Source organism: Siphonobacter sp. SORGH_AS_0500 (genome assembly GCF_002838835.1).
Taxonomy (GTDB): domain Bacteria; phylum Bacteroidota; class Bacteroidia; order Cytophagales; family Spirosomataceae; genus Siphonobacter.
Genome location: NZ_NHPP01000002.1, coordinates 336,254 through 353,577, shown reverse-complemented (window position 1 = coordinate 353,577; position 17,324 = coordinate 336,254). Strand labels below are relative to the sequence as shown.

The following is a 17,324-nucleotide window of genomic DNA, read 5'->3' as shown; positions in this document are numbered from 1 at the left end:
CACTAGCAAGTCCAGTCCCACAGCACAACAACCCAGGTATCGTGCGTGGCGGTAGAGTCTGTAAAAGTATGAATGGGCTGGAATCCCACGCGACGGTGAGCCGCCTGCGAACGGGTATTCCGCACGGAAATATCAGTAATAAGGTAATCAAAGTCAGCACTATAGGTTTTACGGTGCTGCTGGTACATCCCATCAAAAATTCCTCTGCCCCGGTAACCTTCCGCCACACAAACCTGACCCATGAGGTAATAAGAAGATTCAGAAAGCGGCTTATTCTTATACGTTAACGTAGATAAGGTTTCCAGCAAGGGATCAAAAAAAGGATGCTTTACCCTCGGACTTGCCGTTAAGGCATAACCCACTACCTGATCTCCATCCTTTGCAATGATATGCGGAGCCTGCGTATTCATGTCCCGCAATAAATCCAGTTCGTAAGGAATGGTAACAAAGCCCTGATCCTGAGCAACGGCTGCGGTTATATTCGCAAGCAAATTCGCCTGCATTAAGGTATAAAGCTGTTGCAGTTCCGCTTCGGTTTGAACGGTGGTAAACTCAATTATTTCTTCCATTTCATTGTATTCACCAAATGCATCACGTCTTTTTTGAGGTATTCTACAACGGGCGTGAGCGAATCGTTCTCAGTAGCCGTTTGCAGATACATCGCTCCCCGAAGGAAATTTTTCGTGGAATCGGTGGTATAAAACTGCATATGACTGGGCACATCTCCGGCAATTTCCAGAATGACAAATTTTTGTCCCGTTTTCCCCAGGGCCATGGCATCTTTTACAGCATATGCCTTTTCCTGGTGCTTGGAAGCGAGTTTATAGGCATCGGCAATGAATCCCCGAAGCCGGTCTTTACTACCCAGGATGGGTTTATAGGTCAGCTGAATATTTGCTTTTAGGGCCGGATAATGAATGAAAATCCAGTGGGGTTCGGCATTCAGAAAGGTATCGGGTTTGATAACCGCGGCTTTGGAATATTCAAAAGTATAGGGATGATCTTCCGTAAGCTGCTGGTAACTATGCGGTGGCAGATCAATGCGTTGAAAACCTTTGGGTTTAGGAGTATAATCTTCATTGCAAGCCAGCAAAAAGCTAGTCATCAGAAGCGTAATCAAGCTATAAAAAATCGTTCGAAGCATCTTTTTTAGTGGTCTGTTATTCGTTTTCAGTTTACCATTGTCTGTTTTCAGTTTTAATTGTGCTACAGTTCTTAGTAGATTCCAAACTGAAAAGGGCAAGCTGACAACTGAATAAACGAAAACGGGAACCCCTTGTGATGGGATTCCCGCGAATTTATGATTATTTTCTAAGTACGAAGATTCTTTCGTGAATCTGTGTTTTTCGTAGTTAGCTTTTATTGAACAACGCTACCGACCTGCTGGACCTGCCAGCGAAAAAGCTGCCAGCAGAAAAACTACCAGCGGCATCTATTCATTACTCAAACAAGTTACCTAAGCCACCTAATACCGAACCGCTTTCCCGACCGCTACCAGTAACGCTAGTCATTGAACTGAGCGTATTTGCCAATTTCACAATCGGCATGGACTGAATCCAGACGCGACCCGTTCCTGACAACGTAGCCAAGAAGATGCCTTCCCCACCAAAAACCATCGATTTCAGACCCCCTGAACGCTGGATAGAATAATTAATCTGTTGCTCAAAAGCAACGATACAACCCGTATCAATGCGGAGGCTTTCGTTATTCAGATAGCGTTCAATCACTACGCCACCGGCATGTACGAAAGCTAGTCCATCGCCCTGTAGTCGTTGGAGAATGAATCCTTCACCCCCAAATAATCCTGACCCGATTTTCTGATTGAATGTAACGGCAATTTTTGTACCCAAGGCAGCACAGAGAAAGCTGTCTTTCTGAGCAATCAGTGTTTGTCCAGGTAAAGAAGCCAGATTAATGGGAATAACCGTACCGGGATAAGGAGCGGCAAAAGCTACCTTACTTTTTCGGTAACCCCGGTTTGTGAAGTGCGTAATGAAGAGTGATTCACCCATCAGAACCCGACTACCCGCCTGCATGAGCTTACCAAACAAGCCACGATCCGGCTCCGAGCCATCTCCCATTTTCGTTTCAAACTGAATACCATCTTCCATGAAAAGCATGGAACCGGCTTCGGCAACTACGGTTTCGTTAGGATCCAGTTCAATTTCTACGATCTGAATATCTTCACCGATGATTTTGTAATCAATTTCGTGGCTACGCATAGCTTGGAAGGTTTGTAAGGGTTTGTTTCGTTTGATAAGGTAACATTTCAATATCGACTCATAAACGGCTCAAACCCTTCTAAACTACTCGCCCAGTTCGCGTTTGAGATCATCCGGTAAATCGAAATCGTCTTCCTCTTCTTCTGAATCTTCTTTTTTCCGACCGGGTAAAGCTTCGAGATCATCGCGGTGACGTAGTTTTTTATCGTCCACCGTACGGTTCAAAAACTCGTTGATTTTATCGATCGGCAAAGACATATTCAGTTCCCCAAAATTATTAATCGTAATATCGAGTCCGTCTAAGTCTTTATGAACTCGCGGCTTTTCGGGTTGAGCGGGCTTTTTCGCTGATTTCTTTGCCATGACTTTTATGTTTTGAGTTTTGAGTTTAAGGTTTTGAGTTTCTGCGAATCAAAAATTTTATCATTCCGCCAGTCTGGCTTAATGATTCTTTTCATAACTCTAAACTCAAAACCCCAAACCCAAAACGCTTATAATACTTTCTTCAACCGATCTACTACCTCTGCTTTGCCCATGATTTCCATGGATAACATCAGGTCGGGGCCGGCGGGGGCTCCAGTTAGTACGACGCGGAGTGGCTGCATTACTTTTCCTAATTTAATGCCTTTTTCGTCGGTAACTTTATGTAATGCTTCCTTGGCCGTCTCAGCCGTGAAAGGCTCTACTTCGGGTAATACCTTTGCGTACTGTTCGACTACAGCTGCTACGTCGGCATTCCATTTCGTCGTCATTACCTGCTCGTCGTACTGCGTAGGTGCTTCAAAAAGGAATTTTGACTGCTCGACGATTTCCTGCGGGAAGGTCACCCGGTCTTTCAGCAAGTGAACAATCTTCTCAATTTTTTCAGGACTACTTTCTGCAAATGACTCCTTTAATGACTCGGCTACTGAAGCATCCGAGTGCTGTTTGAGATACTGCTGATTGAACCATTTCGCTTTGGCTATGTCAAAACGGGCTCCTCCTTTATGAATTTTATCCAGACTGAACGCAGCAATTAACTCATCCATCGTGAACATTTCCTGTTCTGTTCCGGGATTCCAGCCCAGGAAGGCCAGGAAATTGATTACCGCTTCGGGCAGATACCCATCTTCCCGAAATCCGCGTGCCACGACTCCACTGGCGGGGTCTTCCCATTCCAGTGGGAATACGGGAAAACCACCCAAATCGGCATCACGTTTGGATAATTTACCGTTTCCTTCGGGCTTTAATAACAAAGGAAGGTGAGCAAATTCGGGACGTTCCCAGCCAAAAGCCTGATACAATAACACGTGTAGCGGGGCAGACGGCAACCATTCTTCCCCCCGAATCACGTGCGTAATTTCCATTAAATGATCATCCACCACGTTAGCCAGGTGATACGTAGGCATTCCGTCGGCTTTCAATAATACCTTATCGTCAATCTGTGAGGAGTGAACGTTTACCCAATCCCGAATCAAATCCCGGAAACGAATTTCTTCTTTCGCGGGTACTTTCAAACGGATCACGTGAGGTTCACCCGCCGCGATACGAGCCTGCACCTCTTCGGCTGGCAAGGTCAGCGAATTTTTCAGTCGCGTACGGGTAATGCTGTTATATTGAAAGGTAGAGCCCTGTTTTTCAAAGGTCTGACGCATTTCGTCCAGTTCTTCGGTAGTATCAAACGCGTAATACGCTTTATCTGCCGCAATTAATGTTTCGGCGAAATCACGGTACATGTGCATCCGCTCTGACTGACGATACGGAGCGTGCGGGCCACCGACGCCTACTCCTTCGTCGATGGTAATACCTACCCATTGAAGGGCTTCAAGAATGTAATCTTCTGCTCCGGGAACAAAACGATTCTGATCCGTATCTTCAATACGAAGCAACATTTTTCCGCCCATCTGACGAGCAAAGAGGTAATTATAAAGTGCGGTGCGAACTCCGCCGATGTGTAAGGCTCCCGTCGGACTAGGAGCAAAACGTACGCGAACTTGAGTTGATGACATAAGATTAATTTTGGAGTTGAGCCTGTGATTACGCTGGTTTACACCCGTAACCCTGTTGCCCGGATATTCTCTGCTCCATTGGATGCCGCAAAGTTACTCCTTTTACTTCGTTTAGGGTTTTGAGTTGGGAGTTTTCCGTTGGCTGTTTTGCGTTTTCAATGGATGGCTGAAGTTTTTTGATGGCTCATTGCGGGTAATAAATTGATATTTTTAGCGACAAGATTTTTGTAGCATGAGGGAAGACGTTTCGTTTCTGGATTTTCATACGCATCAACTGAATTCTGGCGAAAATTCAGAAAGCATTTATAACGCCCGTTTTTCGGAGTTCGATACTTTGCCCGAAACACAGCGAATCAGCTTGGGTATTCACCCCTGGTACATTGAGGAAAACGAGGTAGAGGAACAATTACAAGGCATTGAAAGAGCCATTCAAACCAGACGAATTACAACTTTGGGGGAATGTGGACTGGATCGGTTGACTAAGGCCCCTCTTTCCCTTCAGGAGTCCATTTTTGAACGTCAGTTAATGCTGGCCCAGCAGCATCAAATTCCGGTAACGATTCATTGCGTCCGGGCTTTTCCTGAGTTGATTCAGCTAGTTAAACGACTGAAAATCAATACACCTTTAATCGTCCATGGTTTTAATAATAAACCGGAAATTGTTCAGCAGCTCCAGAAGTATGATTTCTATTTCTCTTTGGGTAAAGCCTTATTGCAAGACGACTCCAACGCCGTAAAATGCCTGAAAATGATCTCTTTAGATCGGCTATTTCTCGAAACGGATGATCAGGAGATTTCGATAAGTAGTATCTTTGCAGCCGCATCGAAGCACTTGAATATTCCTGTTTCTACATTAAAAGATCAGATTTGGCGGAATTTTCACCGAATGGTCCCCATCCCCTGACAAGCAGTATCCATATTGATTATGAGTTGGTTATCCAGAACAGAATTACTCATCGGGCCAGAAGGGCTTGATCTATTAAACCAGGCACACGTATTAGTCATTGGTTTGGGCGGCGTGGGCTCCTTTGCCGCCGAATTTATTGCTCGTTCGGGCGTGGGTGAAATGACGATCGTAGACGGCGACGTGGTGGATCCATCCAACCGAAACCGACAGTTACCCGCCCTTGCCACCACGCACGGGTTATCCAAAGCTGATTTGATGGCTGAACGTTTACTCAGTATTAATCCTGACTTAAAGTTACACGTTCGTAAAGACTTCCTGTCACCCGAAGCCTGCCGTGAAATCCTAACCCAACCCTTTGCTTACGTGATGGATTGTATTGACTCCATTACGCCCAAACTAACCTTATTAGCCACGGCTCACGAAAAGGGTTACCGCATTATCAGCTCTATGGGGGCAGGTGGCAAGCTTGATCCTACGCAGATACAGGTAGCCGATTTATTTGACACAAAATCTTGTACACTAGCTCATTACGTGCGTAAACGTCTTCGCCGGTACGGAATTCAATCGGGAATAAAAGCCGTTTATTCTACGGAACTGGTACGCACCGATTCGCTGATGCATACGGACGGCTCCAATTTCAAACGTTCTGCGTACGGAACGATTTCTTACTTACCCGCCACCTTCGGAGCCGTGTGTGCTTCGGTTGTTATCCGGGACTTACTCCATGAGCCTATTGAAGATTACGAAGCTTCTCAAATAGAAACCCGGAAGCGTCAACGTCTCGAACGTGAAGCTTACTTCCGCAAACAGGCGAAAATTGCAGCCAAGAAAAAGGCTTAAGTTAGTGAGTGGTGGTTCGTTAGTTGTAGTTCATACAAAAGGGCTTTCTTCTTGCGAAGAAAGCCCTTTTCTGGTTTTGTTGCTCAATGAATTAATAGCCAGGATTTTGGGGGAATGCAGAAGCACCGCCCGTAGTCCGGTCAATTTGAGTTTGAGGAATCGGACGCAGGTTATGGAAAGCCTGAATTCCAGCAGCAGCGTCGTGTTGTATTTTTTCACCCGATCTACCAATATACCCCACCGTTTCAAATCGTACCAGCGGAACATTTCTCCGAGCAGCTCTCTTTCGCGTTCCTCCATAATAAACTCCATAGTTAAGCTGGAAGCACTGACTTTCATGGCCTCCTGCTGACCCGGCCAGGCTGCCCGCACCCGCACCATGTTAATAGCATCAGCGGCTTCCTGCATTTTACCAAGCTTCAGATTGGCTTCTGCCAGAATCAGGTACGTTTCTGCTAAACGCATTACAAACCAGTCACGATTTCCCCATTCTGCGGTAACATCCTGACGAAGTGGATCCAGAAACTTGTTAAGTACAGGAAATAAATTAGGCTTATAAAGACTTGGCACCAATACCTGATAAGGTTTGGCGGCTCGTTGAGCCGTTGTCCATTCCACTCCAGGAATATAAATCGCCGTATCGCCCTGAGCCAGGGTTACCTTCGATTTCGAGTTGTCAAAAACGTTTGTGAATGTTCCGGGATTGTTAGTATACCAGGTATCCTTGAACGTCTTTTTGTACCGGGAATCTTTTGTCCGATCCGCTGGATTAAAAACAACGTTTAACAAATAAGACGTTGGCATATAACGCTTCCAAGGACGACCGTTGGCCAGATCACGTTTCATTCCGGCCTGAACGTCATATTCATTTCCGAAAAATAAGTGGGTCTGATTCCCGTTTACAGTGGCTCCTGTACCACTGGGGCCAATATCCGTCAAAGCATCATTCGTATACTGAACCGCAAAAATCACCTCACTATTAATCTGATTGGCCTGATTATATACGTTCGCGAAATCCGATAATAAGGCATACCCATAATTTTTAGTAACGTTCTGAGCATACGTAGCCGCCTTGGCATAATCGTCGGATGCAGCCGCTTCTGAGGTCGCCTTTGTCAAGTAAACCCGAGCCAGCAAATGCTCACAAGCTCCCTTGGTAACCCGACCGTAATCCGTCGTTGTATTCGGTAACACAGCCAGAGATGCTTCCAGGTCAGCAGTAATCGCTGCATAGACTTCCTTAACCGATGCTCGGGTAAAATCCTTTTTGGGTTCCAGGTTACCCGTCAACGTTAAAGCTACGGGTCCCCAGTTTTGAACCAGAATGAAGTAATGGTGAGCACGCAAAAATCGTAGCTCAGCAATCCTCAGGTTTTTGTTAGCATCCGTTAAACCCGTCACCGTACCTGCATTGGCTTTGTCGATGAGCACGTTCATCGTATTAATTGCCACGTAGAAGTTATTCCATAAATCCCGAAGGATGTCTACGTTGGAGCCAAATTGCGTGGTATACTGATTCATGTATTTGTAACTGCCATCAGCACCCATGGTGTATGTGTCCGTTCCAAAAACGGTCAGATTTGTTCCAATTTCACGACCGTAATAATCCCGTAGCGAGGAATAAGCCGCTTTCACCCCCGCTTCGAAACCAGCCTGAGAATTGAAATACTCCGCCCCAACTGAAGAAATAGGCGTCTCCTCCAGAAGATTTTTACACGACTGATTCGTCAGCATCAGACTGGCGATCAATAAGGTATACACTATTTTTTTCATGAATGTCTAAGTCTTTATCCTGAAATGGTTTTCCAAATACTTGCTAGAATTTCGCGTTAATACCGAAGATAATCTGGCGTGTAGAAGGCGTCTGGCTTTCAGAAATGCTGTCTACTGTTTCGTTGTCAATACCTTTGTATTTCGAACGATATTCAGAGAAAATAAAAGGCTGCTGAGCTGCCAGATAGACCCGCAGACTGGTCATGCCCACTCGTTTCGCTACATTTTCTGGTACGTTGTACCCCAGGTTGATGTTCCGCACTTTCAGGAAAGTACCGCTGAAGTAACGCAGCGTGCTGGAATAGATCGGCGTTTCCTGATTCTGGTTTGGACGTGGAAAATCGTTCGTTGGGTTATTAGGAGTCCAGTAATTGATGTTCAGGTTATTATAACGTCCTGCCAGCGTATTGAAAGTCTGGTGGAACCCGCTGGTAATGGTACTTCCAACGCGAGCATACAGGAAAAAGGATAAGTCCAGTCCTTTGAAGCTAAAACGGTTGGTCATCCCGGCAGTGAATTTAGGAATCTGCGAACCAATAATCATCCGGTCATGGTCGGCATCAATTTTACCATCGCCGTTGATATCCAGCAGTTTTACCTCTCCTACATTCTGTCCATATCGCTTGGCTTCATCACTTTCGCTGGTTTGCCAGATTCCTATCTTTTTGTAATCATAAATGGCAGTAATCGGCTGACCGATGAAACGAGCGTTGCCGATGTCGTCTACTTTTCCGTTGAAGAGTTCACGAATCTGCTCTTTGTTTTTCGTAAACTGAAGATCTGTACTCCAGCGGAAACCATTAGATGCGTCTATGTTAATGGTAGAAAGGGTAATTTCCAGCCCCTGATTGCGAGTTTTACCAACGTTACGTAGTACGCTTCCGTACCCACTCGTATAAGGCAATTGGTCATTGAGCAACAAATCACGGGTATCCGCCTGATAGACTTCCAGCGAACCCGCCAGTCTGCCCCGGAAGAAGCTATAATCCAACCCGATATTAGCGGTTGAAGTCGTTTCCCAGCGTAAGTTAGGATTCCCAATCGAGTTAGGACGGTAGCCATAGGCCGCCGTTGTATTCCAGGCATAAACGGTACGTGAAAGTAGCGTCTGTGTCTGATAGGGATCAATAGCGGTATTACCAATCGAACCCCAACTAGCCCGCAATTTCAGTTGATCGAGCCAGCTTACCCCTTTCAGGAAGTCTTCATTACTGATATTCCAGCCCGCTGCTACTGAAGGAAAGAAACCATATTTATTATTGCGACCAAAACGCGAAGAACCATCGTAACGGCCCGTTAAAGTCAGTAGATATTTCTCATTATAGTCGTAATTAAAGCGAGCCATGAAGGATTGTAAAGTCCACTGAGTCAATCCCGTAGCAACGCTATTGATGGTTTGAGCCTGGCCTAAGCTGTAGAACTCCTGAGTTGCCGCAGGAATACCATTCACACTAATTCGAGCCGTTTCATAATTGTCCCGCTGAATCGAGTGCAGAGCCGTAATATTCAGGTTATGAATTTCACGAAATTTCTTGGTATACGTCAGGATATTCTCAATGGTATAGTTGAAGCCCTGCGAGTAATCCGTCATACCCCGGGGATCACCACCGCGGCGGTCGTTCGTGAAGGTTCCCCAAAATCGTCCAAAACGGCGATTCGTAAAATCGGGTCCGAAGTTCAGGCGATACTTCAAACCGTCTGTGATATTCCATTCGCCATACAAGCTATTGAAAACCCGGATGGTTTTGGTTTCAGCAATATTCGCACCGGGTACTACTTCAGCCGCAGGATTGGATTGAAGTCCATCCGAGGTAGGCAGGAAAATCAGGTTACCGTTATCATCATAAGGCTTGCCCAGCGGATTTTCACGCAGCGTTAACCCTAAGGGATTAAAACCATTCCCACCGCCTGGATAAAAAGTATCTCCGCCATTATTAACACTATAAACAGCGAAGGTTGACGTACCTACTTTTACCCGTTTACCAATTTGGTGATCCAGGTTAACCCGAAAGCTATAACGAGTAAAGTCCTGAGTCTTAATGATTCCCTTATCCTGAAAGAAGTTACCCGAAATAGAAAACTGCGTTTTCTCACTACCCCCCTGAACCCCTATCTGATGGCTTTGAATATGTCCCGTACGATAGATGTATGACTGGTAATCCGTTGAACGACCAGTAGCGATGCCATCCAACTCAACGGCTTCGAAGATCTTACTATCCGCATTAGGATCGGCATCATCATAACGACCCACCGCTCGGCGTGATTCCCGTTTGTATTCCGCAAACTGAGCCCCGTTCATGACTTCAATACGGCCGAGAGCTTTTGAAACGCCATAATATCCGTCATAGCTTACAATCGTTTTACCCGTAGTTCCACGACGAGTCGTGACAATGACTACCCCATTGGCTCCTCTTGAACCATAGATGGCCGTGGCTGAAGCATCTTTTAAAACCTCCATGGACTGAATGTCATTGGGGTTAATATCATCAATTCCTCCTGCTAATGGAATTCCATCTACTACATACAGAGGATCATTAGAAGCATTGATAGAGCGACGTCCGCGAATCCTGACGGTAACACCAGAACCTGGCTTACTCCCAGCCTGAACTACATCCACCCCGGCAGCCCGGCCCTGCAAGGCCTGACGGGCGTTGGTAATTGGTAACTCCGCAATTTCTTTGGAACTTACGGATGAAATGGCCCCTGTTAACTGACTCTTCTTCTGGGTACCATAACCTACGACGACGACTTCCGTTAAGGCAGACGTACTGGAAGGGATCACTAATTCTAGATAATTCTGATTTCCTACGGGGAATTCAAGGGTCTGATACCCCACTGACGACACTACCAGAATAGTGTTTTCAGGAACGCTTAATGAGAACTTCCCCTCGGCATTGGTAACCGCCCCGCGTGTCGTTCCTTTTACTGCTACACTGGCTCCAGGAATGGGCTGCTGGTCGTCTCCAGTGACTCGTCCGTTAATGAGACGATCCTGAGCGAAAGCACTCCAACCAAGCCCCAGAAAGAAAAGACTTAGTAATAAGTTTCTCATAGATGTAATGGTTTTGTTCAAGTTTTTCGTAGAATAAGTCAGTATCAAATACAGGACCTGAACCAAACACCTTTACCCCTATTAATTTTGAATAATTTCAAGAAATAATTTTAGCAAATCGGATGTATCATAAATTATTTATCTGAATAATTAAATAAATAGGATTTAATGGTCAGAGTCTGCCTTTTGACAGGAACGAGCATCCGTGCGTTTATCTATTACTTTGTTCGAGATAACCATTGGAAGAATTAGTTTATACCGAGATCTGCCATTCAGAGCGAAGGACCTTATTTGTGTTTGGAGAATAGTTAGAGCAAAAGGAATTTACGTTTCTTACCGAACGCGTTTCTATTCCAAATAAGGCCTTTATGTAGTTAGGATAGTAAGCGAGGTGATAGTCAAGGGCTGCCAGCGAAAAAGCTGGCAGCAATAACGCCCTTCCCTCCTGTCATCCAGAGCGAAACGAAGGACCTTACTTAGGATTGAATAACACTTTCTAGCTAGAAGTTCATTCAAATCAGCTTCCACCCGCAGTCGCTGGACTCTAGCCGAACAACTACGGGTGTAGGTATGAAGCGTTAGACGAATGATGCCAGCGAAAAAGCTGGCATCGGTTGGGCTGAAGTAGTTGGGGTTGCCTCTCCTATCTGTCATCCAGAGCGAAGGAACTTGTGTATCTCTCGAGGTTCTGTAAGCTTGATTAGAGAACGCAATCCCAAGCACCAGAAAGTATGGGCTGTTTGTATTTGTTATCCCTGTGTATTACGCTTTCATTAATCGGACGATGGCAATTTCACATAATAGGAAAACCAAAGCCGTTATGATAAAATACTTCCAAAGGTCTTTTCCTACGTGCTGCTCTTTGTAGGCCGTAGCTACATCAGCCCGATTCACATTATCAAAAACCTGAACATTGCGGTTACCTTTAAACAAATCCCGAAGCTCCTGTGGGGAGTACACCTGCATGTTTGATTCTTTATCATCATGGTTGAACGCCAATAACTGGGTTACTTTTCCATCCAGTATTAGTTCATAGTACCCTGATTCAAGGGGCTGACCATTGGTAAGCTGTTCTGCTTTAGGTAACTCGAAAGTTAATTGATTACCATTCATCCGCTGAATAGGGATCAGCTCCAACTTATCCTTTCGGAGTTTAAATACGGCATTTTTCGGCGAGCCTGGGGCATCAATCTGAATGTCAGGGCTTTCAAAGGAATACGCAATAGGCTCCTGACGCACACTCAGCGAAGCTATTTTGTAAAGAATAGGCAGGAATAAAGCATGCTGGGCAAAATCACCTAAGCTTGGATCAAGCGATGAAGCCATGAGGTAAACTCTCCCCTGCCCAGCTTTGGAAGAAGTCAGGAAGGGTTCGCCAGATTTAAAATTCAGAAGCTTCTCCCCAACCATTCGCCAACTCCAGACGGACGAAGCCGCTGGCATAATTAACTGTTCCTTCTGCGTGGTTTCGTCAAAAATATCACTGAAAAATGGATTTTGTCTCGAAGGTTCAGCCAGAATGGTGGGTGTCGAGGGTTCGCCCTGCACACTACTGATATTCTGAATCCCCAAAGCAGTTAACCAGGAGGCATCGCTAACCCGTGCCGGAGGAATGACTAACAGGCTTCCTCCTTTATCAACAAAACGTTGTAATTCCACCCTTAAACTTCCCTCCACTCGCTCTACTCCTTCGAGTACAATCAGGTTAGCCGACTGGAAAGTGCCAATGTCAACATTGTTCACGGAGAAGCTTTGTTCACGGAACAAGCTGTCATTGGAGAAAACGTTCTGTACGTAGTCTTTTGTTTTCTGGCCATAAACGTGCAGAACGTCGATACGCGGAGCTGCGTTGAGAACGAAGTAATAATCGTTGTCAAAAGTGACCGGAGAATCTTCGAAAGTTATCCGCCCTTTCTTGAATCCTTTCCCGCGAACGGTAAAGTTAAACGCTGTCTGCACGTAATTCTCCGCTGGAATCGATACGATCTGTGAGGCCACCTGTTTATCGTCCAGTAATAACTTCACACTCAGATTTTCCACTGGATTTGTCCCTGAATTTCGTAACCGAACGGTTACTACATTCGACTGCATTTCACGGATAAAAGGCGTATTCAGCCAAAGCGTATCGACAAAAACGTTTTGCGTTGTTGTTCCCTGAACGGGCACTAGAAAGAGCTGCATGCTGGAATCTGGTTTAATTTTCTGTAAATCGCCAACGGTAGATTTCTGAAAATCGGATAACCAGAATAGTTGATTTTTGCCAGCACTATGAGCTGAAGCTAACTGCTGTTGTCGACGGTAAATGCTTTCCAACGAACGGGCGGACGGCGAAAAATCGACAGCAGCCAACCGATCCCGAATTTTCTGACTTCCCTGTAAAGCGTGCTCCTGGGCTCCAAAATCATTAGTAACCAGTTGCAGCGTTGGGGCATTAGGAAAGGAATTCAATAATTCTTCGATTTTGCTAACGCCCACATCTAGCAAACGGCGGTTGTCCACCAGATTTTGCATGGATAAGGAATTATCCAGATAGATACTGGTAATACCATCGCGACTAACACCCGTGCTTTTGCTGGCCGGAATAAAGGGCTGGGCAAAGGCCAGAGCCAGGCACACCAGAGCCCCTATACGAGCCGCCATAATCAGCCAGTGTTTCAACCGACGGAAGCTACTGGTAGTCGTATTAACCTGTTTGAGAAAGCTAACATTGGTAAAATAAACCCGTTTGATTCGCCGGAAATTAAACAAGTGAATCAAAACCGGAATGGCAGCGGCCAGAAGCCCCCATAGAAAGGCAGGATAGAGGAACTGCATGAATTTCTTACAGGCGAATGATGAAACGTGGATGAGCTAGGTGCCGCAAACTCGCTATAATTCCTAAATAAACGAAAATCTACCTTATAAACGAAAAAAGAGCCTTTTAGTTGATCGGTTGTGGGTTAATAGTTGCTTGTTACTGATTATCATTCTCCAGTGAGCACATAAGCCGTTATTAATTCTGGTGTATAACAAAGAAGCCTTCATCCAAAAACTGAATGAAGGCTTCTTTCTATGGATATTCGCTACTACTTATCAACTTATAACCAGCAACGATTAACTCAACTTATAACTTACGTTTTACTTCCTGTAACTCGAAGCATTCGATAGTGTCGCCTACTTCCAGATCGTTGAAGTTCTTGATGCTCAGGCCGCATTCGTAACCGAATTTCACTTCGGCAACGTCGTCTTTGAAACGCTTCAGGGCCTGAATCTCTCCTTCGTGGATCACGATAAAGTCGCGGATCACGCGGATTTTGTTGTTCCGTTTCACCGTACCTTCAGTTACATAGCAACCCGCAACGGTACCCACTTTCGAAATCCGGAACACTTCGCGGATGTCGATGTTGGCAGTAACCACTTCCTGGAATTCGGGTTCCAGCAGACCTTCCATGGCTTTCTTGATGTCCTCGATTGCCTGGTAGATGATGGAGTAATTCCGAATCTCGATTTGCTCCTGTTCGGCCAGACGGCGAGCGTTGAGCGAAGGACGAACCTGGAAGGCTACTACTACGGCATCCCCGGCAGATGCTAACATTACGTCGGATTCAGTTACCTGACCTACGCCCTTATGGATAATGTTAACATTAACCTCAGCCGTCGAGAGTTTAAGCAGCGAATCGGAAAGTGCTTCCACAGAACCATCCACGTCCCCTTTAACGATGACGTTAAGCTCTTTGAAGTTTCCAATGGCTTTCCGGCGACCAATTTCTTCGAGTGTAATGTGTTTACGGGTACGGAGTGACTGTTCACGCAGTAATTGCTCACGTTTGTTAGCAATTTCACGGGCGTCACGTTCCGTTTCCATCATATTCACTTTATCCCCAGCCGTAGGAGCACCACTCAGACCTAACACCTGTACGGGCGTTGAGGGTCCAACTGATTTTACGCGTTGACCTTTGTCGTCAAACATGGCTTTCACCTTACCAAAGAAAGGTCCAGCCAGCATTACGTCACCCACACTCATCGTACCATTTTGTACCAGAATGTTTGCTACATAACCGCGACCTTTATCCAATGAAGCTTCTACCACAGTACCCACTCCACGTTTGTTGGGGTTTGCTTTCAGATCAAGTAACTCGGCTTCGAGCAATACTTTTTCCAGCAATTCGTCGATACCTAAACCGCTTTTCGAAGAGATCTCCTGCGTTTGGTAACGTCCACCCCATTCTTCAACCAGGATATTCATTTGAGAAAGTCCTTCGCGGATTTTCTCTGTATTAGCACCGGGCTTATCTACTTTCGAGAACGCAAATACCATCGGTACACCCGCATTCTGGGCGTGGTTAATAGCCTCGCGAGTTTGAGGCATCACGCTGTCGTCCGCTGCAATAACGATAATGGCTACGTCCGTTAACTTGGCTCCCCGAGCACGCATAGCGGTAAAGGCTTCGTGACCAGGTGTATCGAGGAAAGCGATTTCGCGACCGTCGTTCGTTTTTACTTTATAAGAACCAATGTGCTGCGTGATACCACCGGCCTCACCCGAAGCAACTTTCGTTTTACGGATGTAATCAAGTAAGGAGGTTTTACCGTGGTCAACGTGACCCATGATTGTAACAACCGGAGCACGGGGCACTAAGCTTTCTGGAGCATCCTCTTCTTCGATCAGAGCAGATTCCACTTCTTCTTCAGCAGAGATGAATTGAACATCAAATCCAAATTCATCCGCGATGATCGCGATTGCCTCTGCATCCAGACGCTGGTTGATCGATACGAACATACCCATGTTCATACAGGTCTGGATAATGTCGTTGATGGAAACATCCATTAACGAAGCAAGATCGCTGGCCGATACGAACTCGGTTACCTTGAGGATTTTTTCTTGTTCCAGTTCGTGCTGTTCGGCTTCCTCCCGGCGACGGGCCCGATCCTGGCGACGCTCCCGACGACGGTCTGCACCAAAGTTTTGCTTCTTGGCACCACCACCGCCCATCTGGGCCATCGTATTTTTTACATTGTCACGTACTTCCGTTTTCGAAGGCTCATCGCGACGGTTACCACCTCGGTTGTTATTATTCCGATTGTTATTGTTGCGATTGTTGTTGTTGTTATTACCTCCGCCCTGGTTGTTATTCTGAGACTGGTTGTTGTTCGCATTCGTGTTGTTATGATTGCGATCTTGTCCCTGATTTCTTTCCTGGTTATTGGAATTCTGATTCCCCTGATTTCCGCCCTGACGATTTTGGTTATTATTCTGACGGTTATTAGGTTCGTTATTGTTCGCGTTGTTAGCATTACCATTAGAACGGGCCTGATTACGGTCCTGCTCTACGGGCTTAATACGCTTGCGTTTCTTTTTCTCATTGTTTGAGTTACCACCCCGATTATCACGGTTATTATTGCCGCGGTTATCATTCTTCGAGGGTAATTCAATTTTGCCCAGTACGGTCAACCCTTTCAATCGATCGGCTTTCGCTTCGATCAGTTCAGGGGGCGTAGCTGAAGGTGTTTCTGTCTTCACTTCCGGTTTTGGCTCTGGCTTTGGTTCTTGTTTCTGTTCATGCCTTGGCTTCTGGAAGTTCTTCTGCTGGTCAGCGGGACGGTTGGCCTGCTGTGGTTGCTTCGAAGGTTCTTCTTTCGGCTGAGGCGTTTGAGCTTTTATTTCAGGCTCCTGCTTCGGAGCGGCCGCAACGGGTGCGGGCTCTACCACAGTAGCCACCGGGGGAGTCGCTACGACAGTAGGTTCTGGTTTAGGTTCGGCAACAGGCTCGGCCTTCACTTCGGGCTTCGCGGGTTGAGCCGGTACTTCTACTTTGGGTTCCACTTTCGCTTCTACCACTGGAGGAGTCACTACGGGCTGAGGAGCTACGGGCTTTTCAGCTACCGGCTCGGCCTTCGGTGCTTCCACCACAGGGGCTGCTGCTTTCACAGGTTCAGCGACGGGTGGCTCTACTTTGGGAGTCTCCACTTTGGGTGCTTCTGCAACGGGAGCTTTAGGAGCTTCCTGAACGGGCACGATGGGCTTACCAGTAGTTAGGTCGATTTTTCCAAGTACTTTTAATCCCTGCAAGCGACTCTCGTCTTTCGCAGGTTCAGTCTTTTCTTCTACTGCTTTTACTTCAGCAGGAGCTGCTGCCTCTTCTGATTTCTGACGGAAATACAGAGGCAGGTCGTCGTCACCTTTCGGACGGGCCGTCGCGGCGGGTTCGGAAGGTTTAGGCCCTTCTTTCACAAGATCAGGGGCACTGAATTCTTTCGCTAATACCTGCAACTGTTCGCCAGTTAGCTTGGTATTCGGGTTACTGTCAATTTTAAATCCTTTGGCCGAAAGTCGATCCACAATGGTTCCCATGCCCACGTTGATCTTTCGTGCCGCCACATTTAAACGCATTGTTTGGATCTCTTCTGCCATGTTGGATGCTTTACTGTCTGAATTCGTCAAAACGAGTGGTTTATAATGTACGAGTTTAGGGTGTTTGTAGAATTAGATATGATGCATAACGGTCTTTGTTCTTGGGTTACGCACATATCCCCTGGTTCGTAACCTAATAAACCTGCGTTTG

The 17,324-nt window shown here is 46.1% G+C and carries 11 protein-coding genes; 2 read left to right on the top strand and 9 right to left on the bottom strand.

Annotation, left to right across the window (positions count from 1 at the left end; all coding sequences use genetic code 11):
- Positions 1–2 precede the first annotated feature (2 nt).
- The 5 genes from BWI96_RS03590 to gltX form a co-directional block, all read right to left on the bottom strand.
- Positions 3–569 (bottom strand): GNAT family N-acetyltransferase, encoded by a 567-nt coding sequence (locus BWI96_RS03590; protein WP_232793558.1) that lies wholly within the window; start codon positions 567–569, stop codon positions 3–5.
- A complete protein-coding gene (gene gldD, locus BWI96_RS03585; RefSeq protein ID WP_106635317.1) occupies positions 557–1,144 on the bottom strand; it encodes a gliding motility lipoprotein GldD in 588 nt (195 codons plus the stop codon). Before gldD ends, BWI96_RS03590 begins: the two co-directional genes overlap by 13 nt.
- 295 nt (positions 1,145–1,439) lie before the next feature.
- Positions 1,440–2,222, bottom strand: a complete 783-nt coding sequence (locus BWI96_RS03580; RefSeq protein ID WP_106635316.1) for a TIGR00266 family protein — start codon at positions 2,220–2,222, stop codon at positions 1,440–1,442.
- Between the two features lie 84 nt (positions 2,223–2,306).
- On the bottom strand, positions 2,307–2,585 hold the full coding sequence (locus BWI96_RS03575; protein WP_106635315.1) for a hypothetical protein: 279 nt from the start codon (positions 2,583–2,585) through the stop codon (positions 2,307–2,309).
- 128 nt (positions 2,586–2,713) lie between these two features.
- Positions 2,714–4,210 carry a glutamate--tRNA ligase gene (gene gltX / locus BWI96_RS03570; RefSeq protein WP_106635314.1) on the bottom strand — a complete coding sequence of 499 codons (1,497 nt, stop codon included), beginning with the start codon at positions 4,208–4,210 and terminating at the stop codon, positions 2,714–2,716.
- Positions 4,211–4,442: 232 nt separating this feature from the next.
- Between gltX and BWI96_RS03565 the strand changes: the two genes are divergently transcribed.
- Positions 4,443–5,114 (top strand): TatD family hydrolase, encoded by a 672-nt coding sequence (locus tag BWI96_RS03565; RefSeq protein WP_106635313.1) that lies wholly within the window; start codon positions 4,443–4,445, stop codon positions 5,112–5,114.
- A gap of 21 nt (positions 5,115–5,135) precedes the next feature.
- Positions 5,136–5,957 carry a ThiF family adenylyltransferase gene (locus tag BWI96_RS03560; RefSeq protein ID WP_232793557.1) on the top strand — a complete coding sequence of 274 codons (822 nt, stop codon included), beginning with the start codon at positions 5,136–5,138 and terminating at the stop codon, positions 5,955–5,957.
- A gap of 30 nt (positions 5,958–5,987) precedes the next feature.
- Here BWI96_RS03560 and BWI96_RS03555 read toward each other — a convergent pair whose 3' ends face one another.
- The 4 genes from BWI96_RS03555 to infB all read right to left on the bottom strand — a co-directional run bounded on the left by BWI96_RS03555 (position 5,988) and on the right by infB (position 17,173).
- Positions 5,988–7,730 carry a RagB/SusD family nutrient uptake outer membrane protein gene (locus tag BWI96_RS03555; protein WP_369804058.1) on the bottom strand — a complete coding sequence of 581 codons (1,743 nt, stop codon included), beginning with the start codon at positions 7,728–7,730 and terminating at the stop codon, positions 5,988–5,990.
- A gap of 43 nt (positions 7,731–7,773) precedes the next feature.
- Positions 7,774–10,782: a TonB-dependent receptor gene (locus BWI96_RS03550; RefSeq protein ID WP_106635360.1), complete on the bottom strand. Its 3,009-nt coding sequence runs from the start codon at positions 10,780–10,782 to the stop codon at positions 7,774–7,776.
- A gap of 762 nt (positions 10,783–11,544) precedes the next feature.
- A complete protein-coding gene (locus BWI96_RS03545) occupies positions 11,545–13,596 on the bottom strand; it encodes a BatA domain-containing protein (RefSeq protein WP_106635311.1) in 2,052 nt (683 codons plus the stop codon).
- A gap of 289 nt (positions 13,597–13,885) precedes the next feature.
- The gene (gene infB / locus BWI96_RS03540; protein WP_106635310.1) at positions 13,886–17,173 is read right to left on the bottom strand and encodes a translation initiation factor IF-2; all 3,288 of its coding nucleotides are present in this window, start codon (positions 17,171–17,173) and stop codon (positions 13,886–13,888) included.
- Positions 17,174–17,324: the final 151 nt, after the last annotated feature.